Genomic DNA, 5,273 nt, shown 5'->3' on the forward strand with positions numbered 1-5,273 from the left:
CAGAAATTATTGGTTCAACAGATAGTAGGAATGAGAGGTAGTTAGTATGAATAGAGTATTCGAAGATCAATTGATGGATATTCAATCTGATATGATTTCTTTATCACTCGAGTATGTAGAAAATAAAGCAGAGACAGTTTATATATATGTGGTTTTAGAGGAAGGTTTAGTTTCTTTTGATGTTTTTTATAAAATTGGTGGATTCATTTCTGAGAAAAGTGATGTAAATGAGTATTTGTCAGAAAAAATTAATGATTCAGATGATATCCAATTCTCGCTATTAGAATATGGAATAGAGGATGCGGAAAAGATAGAAGTACTCTTTGAAGAGAACTCTAAAGAGGTACCTACTGAAATAAGATTGGTATATGATGTGAAAAATAATAGTCTTAAAAGCAATTACATATACGATGCAATGTATGAAAAAAATGAAGATTTATCAGTATCAGATGTTTTTGAAGCTTGGATACAGGAAGAAAAATCGAAATTAATCACATAAAAGCTAGTGTTTACGAGCCGTATGTAAACACAGAGAAAGGCTAATGGGATTTTATGTAGATATTGCGGAGCTAAGGTAGGAGATGCAGGTATTGGTAATACTTGGCATCATCACCAAGATGGAATAACGTTGCAAGCGGTTGATAGGGTTATAACTCATCGAGGTGGTATATCAATTATGAAAGGAAATAAATAAAAATGACAATGAAGCTTGATAGGTTTGGATTTGCCAATGAAGAAGCGATTTCAATATTAGAAAATAAATTTGAAGTAGTTTTACCAGAAGATTATAAAAGATTTTTATTACAAGAAAATGGTGGTAGAAATACAGCTTATAAATATAAAAATTTAGTAAGAATTTCTCAAATTAGTGAAGAAATTAATATTGATGTAATGTTCGGTGTTGAAACGAATATAAAAAATGCAGATATCGAACAGTGGACTAGTGAGTATCGGGATGATTTATTCCCAAATTCAATCATTATTGGGGACACTATTCAACATGGCTTCATAGTGTTCTGGCTTAGTAATGAAGAAAATAGGGGAATTTATTACTATGATGATACATATGAATTTGAATCATCTACTGATGATGTGAATGCTTATTTTTTGGCAAACTCATTTAGTGAGTTTTTAAGTATGGTAGAAAATTAGTGAATAGGTCGTTGAGGGCACACGAAATCTGCCTATTCCACAGGACTTGAAAGATACACTCCTGTTTGCGGAAGGTTTTATTGGTTCAGCTGGAAGTATGGTTTCAGAGACTGCCATCGGAGCTGTAGATTTGACTCAGATCATTGGCATTGCTAGTATTTATGGCGTCAATCGCCTGACAAGTGGCCAAACTCCAGAATGGATGAAGCGTGACTTGCAAGGAACGAATGACACCATCCAGAAATATTAGAAATAATGTGATTAAAGATATCCAGTTACCTATGCCCAATCTAGATATTCCTGGTAAGATTATAGAAATTGGAGAAAGATTAGAAGCCGACCATATTGTTTCAATGGATAGGATTACAAAAATGGAAGGCTTCAAAAAATTGACGCTAAAACAAAAACTCGATGTTCTAAATTATGAAGAGAATTTTATCGGATTGAGCAAAACAGCAAACACATCTAAAGGTTCGAAGAGTTACAGCGAGTGGACTAGATATGTAAAAGAAAATATACCTATTTCTGCAGATTTTAAAAGTGCTATGATAGCCAAGGAAAGAGAATTGGAAGTTGTTTTGCAAAATTTAATTGATTCTTTTGATTAAATAATAGAGGTTAGTAATTATGAATAATTTATCAAATATTTTGGGCCAGTATACACTATCAAATTCTGAAGTGGAGATTATAGAAGAAACCTCTAAAATCTTATCGGCAGATATTCCGCAATTTTGGAAAAAAATCTTTCTTTCTGATGACTTAAAAGAAAGAAAAAGCATACTTCTTACAGAATGGAAGAAATTTGTATCAGCAGAATTGTCTAATACAATTTCCTATCTAGATGAATACTTGCTTCGGCTTGACTTGATTTTCTACAATGGTGAATACTCTATACTGTATACAATTTCATCCTATGATAATAAAGATGGACTTCTGTATGAAGGTAAGAAAGCAGTCTCAGTCGATGAATTAAGGGAAAAATTCGGAGATTTGTTTGTGTCATTGGACAGCTCAATAGTAAACTTTTACACAAATATTCATAATGGTTTTTATGATTATAGAAGTAAAAGTATGGGATTGGATCCCGTCAAAAATATAGAGCCAGTATCCTTGTATGAATGGGAATATATCAAGCAAATAGATTTTAATCTTGAAGCATTATTTACATTTTTTAGTAATGGTATGGGAGACTATATCGTATTGGATATAGATTCTAAATTAGAAAACGGAGCTTATTTATGGTCTAAAATGGATTTGCCTGAAAGAGGTTTAAATTTTTGGAATTATATTGATGAGTGGACAGTAATTGGTTTTGAGTAAGTTTTTATAGAGGCTAAGAGTATTAGAAAGTTTAATGGGAGAGTCTATTTATGAGTGATAAATTCCTTGAGTCATTTATTGAAAAAACTTTTTATAATGAGCTATTTAGTAAGTTGAAATCTTACATCTCTCTTCATAGGGATGAAATAATGGTTAAATCCTATACTCTATCTTCGATATCCTATAAAGCGTTAGATGATTTTACCGTCAAGGAGTGAAAGATACACTCCTGTTTAGAGAAAAAACTTTACAAGCGTCCATCAGGTTATAGGAAGAATGCAAAGGAAACTGTCTGGGATAAAGCTAAGGATGAACAAGGTGTTGTCAAAGATCCTATTACTAAAAAGGTAATGGATATTGAGGAGCCTTGGGATATGGGACATAAACTGGGACATGGATTTAGAAAACACCAACAAAGTGCGGCTGATAGAAAAATAACTCGTAAACAATTTTTAGACGAATATAATAATCCCAATAGCTATAGACCAGAGCTACCAGAATCTAATAGAAGTCATATTGGTGAAGATAAGATGGATTTTTATTTTGGTTCATGATTTTGAAGAAAGGAACGTACTATGGAATATGATAAAAAAGAGATAGCTAGAAAGCTTTTAGATAATGTTGGCGGTACTCCAAGAGTATATGCATTTAAAGATGAATCTGGAAAAGAAATTGACATATTTTGTGGTGATGATTCTCCAATTGAACACGTATCTTCTTACTCAACTGTTGGGTTATCAGAGTACACTTTGAACAAAAAGATAGATGATAAATCTTTAAGAGCAGAAATTATTGGTTCAACAGATAGTAGGAATGATTTGTTTCCAAATATAATAAGTGACTGTGCTTTTAAAGTGATGGATGGATCGTCAACTTGTATGCCAGGGACTGTATTTTTAAATGCAATAGATAATTATTATCTAGATTCTAATATGAAGCACATGTTATTGACTATCCCATTTTTATGGGAGTTGCACGATTTGGAATTTGATCATGAATATGTAACTTGGTTGTTTGCAGTTCCGATTTCTGAGTCGGAGTATCATTTTTTTGTTGAGAATGGGTATCAAAAATTAGAAATGTTATTTGAAAAAAAACAAATAGATATTTATGATTTAAATCGTAGTCCTGTGATTTAGATGATATTTTGAAAAAAGGAGATAAGTTGTACTTAGATGGTCGGCATAAAGATCATTTTGAGGTATCCAATAAAAGAGGTAAAGTAAAGGATGTTCTTAATTTTGATGGAACTTCTAATAGTAAAAAATTTAATTTAGCTTCTGGGAGGAGATTAAAATGATTAGTTCAGAGTTAAAAGATGTAATGAAACGATTGATTATTCTTAATGAGAATAATAAAGGTGTGCTACTTAGAGAAGAAAGTATCAGAGATATAGACAATACGATAAATATCTTTCTAAAAAAATATGAAGATCGTTTTTATGAAGGATTAAGATTGTTTAACAAGATAGACATTACTACAATTTCCTCTTCAGAGAATTCAGATTACACTATTGCTTTCTATAATCTATTAACTGGAATTAGGGGAATAATCGATTGTTTTGATGACTTTGATGATATTTTAGTTGAATTGAATGAAAACTTCATGTATCAAAGTGGCGAAATAATAAAAGAAGAATGGGAAAGTTCAGGGGAAGTAGTCTTGGATGACGAAGAAAATGAATTTGGAGATTGAAGAATAGATATTGATTCCTCTTAAATAAATGGGCAAGTCAAAGAATGAAAAATGGAATTTTAAATTTACTAGAAGGATTGAGAAGGTATTAAAAATGAAACAAAAAGTATCGTTATGGCTTGGTAATTTTGCCAGTCAAGAAGAATTTCAAGAATACTTCAAAATTTCATATAAAGAGGATGGGGATAGCGTTTCTTCAGAATTTGAGACAGACTTTCATTTGTCGTACTACGATAGAGATTTAGTTGAAAAAGATTGGGTTGATGTTTCTGAAAATAATATTGATGTTTTGCTTGAAGGTTTCTCATACGATGAAGAGATTATTATGCAGTTTCCTAAAATATCATCAACCTATAATACAATTGTTTTGATTTATGATTTTGATTATTCTAAAGAAGAATTAAAAGTAAGTAACAATGGTTCTGGGTCATTAGAGTTTATTGGTATCGCAGAATACGATTACTAAGCGTAGCATATAAGGAATTTTGGCACATCATCATCCCATCTAAGATTGGTTGAAGGATCGCTCGAATGAGATTGGCTCCTGGTGGGGCAATGTCGTTGAGGGCACACGGAATCTTCCTATTCCTGTGCTAAGAGAAACACTTTTACTAGGTGAAGGTGTGATTGGAAGTATTGGAAGTGGTATTTCTGCGATAGCTATCGGTGCGGTCGATTCAGGCCAATTGGCTGGTATCAGTGCTATAGCTTATTTTAATGTGCTTACTGGTTAGAAGACCTCCGAATGGATCAAGCAATATCTGAAAGGTATCGCAGATAATCTGTTGGTGATGGGAAAAGTTACGGCAGGTTACGTTTTAGATCAGACTGGCTTGGGACATGCTTTTCAAGATGTTGAGCCAGTCCGTGAACTCCATACTACTTACCAACAGGTCCGGGATCAAATTGTTCATCAACTCAAGACAGACCTCGCCAGTGGCGATTTCTTCAAGTATGGCGAATACATTGGAGAAATCGGCTCCATGTTTATAGGCATCGGTGAAGTCAAGGCGGCAGTCATAGGCACGACGTATGGTGCTAAACTAGTAGAAAGTATTCAACTAGCCAGTTTAGCTACAAAATGATGAATGGCCTTCAACCGAAGA

11 protein-coding genes are annotated in these 5,273 nt (G+C 33.0%); all 11 read left to right on the forward strand.

Features of this window, described 5'->3' with window-relative positions; translation table 11 throughout:
• Nucleotides 1-46 precede the first annotated feature (46 nt).
• The 11 genes from HMPREF2628_RS01865 (at nt 47) to HMPREF2628_RS01920 (ending at nt 5,252) form a co-directional block, all read left to right on the forward strand.
• The gene (locus HMPREF2628_RS01865) at nt 47-499 is read left to right on the forward strand and encodes a hypothetical protein (protein WP_070842162.1); all 453 of its coding nucleotides are present in this window, start codon (nt 47-49) and stop codon (nt 497-499) included.
• Between the two features lie 197 nt (nt 500-696).
• Nucleotides 697-1,152, forward strand: coding sequence for an SMI1/KNR4 family protein (locus HMPREF2628_RS01870; RefSeq protein WP_070842163.1), 456 nt, complete (start codon nt 697-699; stop codon nt 1,150-1,152).
• Nucleotides 1,153-1,249: 97 nt separating this feature from the next.
• The gene (locus HMPREF2628_RS01875) at nt 1,250-1,402 is read left to right on the forward strand and encodes a hypothetical protein (RefSeq protein WP_218970027.1); all 153 of its coding nucleotides are present in this window, start codon (nt 1,250-1,252) and stop codon (nt 1,400-1,402) included.
• 7 nt (nt 1,403-1,409) lie between these two features.
• Nucleotides 1,410-1,760 carry a hypothetical protein gene (locus tag HMPREF2628_RS01880; protein ID WP_257375267.1) on the forward strand — a complete coding sequence of 117 codons (351 nt, stop codon included), beginning with the start codon at nt 1,410-1,412 and terminating at the stop codon, nt 1,758-1,760.
• A 19-nt stretch (nt 1,761-1,779) separates the two neighbouring features.
• Nucleotides 1,780-2,472: a hypothetical protein gene (locus HMPREF2628_RS01885; RefSeq protein WP_070842165.1), complete on the forward strand. Its 693-nt coding sequence runs from the start codon at nt 1,780-1,782 to the stop codon at nt 2,470-2,472.
• Between the two features lie 221 nt (nt 2,473-2,693).
• The gene (locus tag HMPREF2628_RS01890; protein ID WP_306806760.1) at nt 2,694-3,026 is read left to right on the forward strand and encodes an HNH/ENDO VII family nuclease; all 333 of its coding nucleotides are present in this window, start codon (nt 2,694-2,696) and stop codon (nt 3,024-3,026) included.
• Nucleotides 3,027-3,047: 21 nt separating this feature from the next.
• Nucleotides 3,048-3,611, forward strand: a complete 564-nt coding sequence (locus HMPREF2628_RS01895; protein ID WP_070842166.1) for a suppressor of fused domain protein — start codon at nt 3,048-3,050, stop codon at nt 3,609-3,611.
• Between the two features lie 157 nt (nt 3,612-3,768).
• A complete protein-coding gene (locus HMPREF2628_RS01905) occupies nt 3,769-4,167 on the forward strand; it encodes a hypothetical protein (RefSeq protein ID WP_070842168.1) in 399 nt (132 codons plus the stop codon).
• Between the two features lie 94 nt (nt 4,168-4,261).
• Complete coding sequence (locus HMPREF2628_RS01910; RefSeq protein ID WP_070842169.1) at nt 4,262-4,633, forward strand: immunity 22 family protein; 372 nt, start codon at nt 4,262-4,264, stop codon at nt 4,631-4,633.
• A 49-nt stretch (nt 4,634-4,682) separates the two neighbouring features.
• The gene (locus tag HMPREF2628_RS01915; protein ID WP_070842170.1) at nt 4,683-4,901 is read left to right on the forward strand and encodes a hypothetical protein; all 219 of its coding nucleotides are present in this window, start codon (nt 4,683-4,685) and stop codon (nt 4,899-4,901) included.
• A 57-nt stretch (nt 4,902-4,958) separates the two neighbouring features.
• Nucleotides 4,959-5,252, forward strand: a complete 294-nt coding sequence (locus tag HMPREF2628_RS01920; RefSeq protein ID WP_070842171.1) for a hypothetical protein — start codon at nt 4,959-4,961, stop codon at nt 5,250-5,252.
• Nucleotides 5,253-5,273: the final 21 nt, after the last annotated feature.

This window comes from Streptococcus sp. HMSC063B03, from assembly GCF_001836965.1.
Taxonomy (GTDB): Bacteria; Bacillota; Bacilli; order Lactobacillales; family Streptococcaceae; genus Streptococcus; species Streptococcus pneumoniae_F.

What these genes read in the sequence shown, in the direction of transcription:
- HMPREF2628_RS01885 (WP_070842165.1), top strand. Translation starts at nt 1,780, where the DNA reads ATGAATAATTTATCAAATATTTTGGGCCAGTATACACTATCAAATTCT.
- HMPREF2628_RS01865 (WP_070842162.1), top strand. Translation starts at nt 47, where the DNA reads ATGAATAGAGTATTCGAAGATCAATTGATGGATATTCAATCTGATATG.
- HMPREF2628_RS01920 (WP_070842171.1), top strand. Translation starts at nt 4,959, where the DNA reads ATGGGAAAAGTTACGGCAGGTTACGTTTTAGATCAGACTGGCTTGGGA.
- HMPREF2628_RS01910 (WP_070842169.1), top strand. Translation starts at nt 4,262, where the DNA reads ATGAAACAAAAAGTATCGTTATGGCTTGGTAATTTTGCCAGTCAAGAA.
- HMPREF2628_RS01870 (WP_070842163.1), top strand. Translation starts at nt 697, where the DNA reads ATGACAATGAAGCTTGATAGGTTTGGATTTGCCAATGAAGAAGCGATT.
- HMPREF2628_RS01895 (WP_070842166.1), top strand. Translation starts at nt 3,048, where the DNA reads ATGGAATATGATAAAAAAGAGATAGCTAGAAAGCTTTTAGATAATGTT.
- HMPREF2628_RS01875 (WP_218970027.1), top strand. Translation starts at nt 1,250, where the DNA reads ATGGTTTCAGAGACTGCCATCGGAGCTGTAGATTTGACTCAGATCATT.
- HMPREF2628_RS01905 (WP_070842168.1), top strand. Translation starts at nt 3,769, where the DNA reads ATGATTAGTTCAGAGTTAAAAGATGTAATGAAACGATTGATTATTCTT.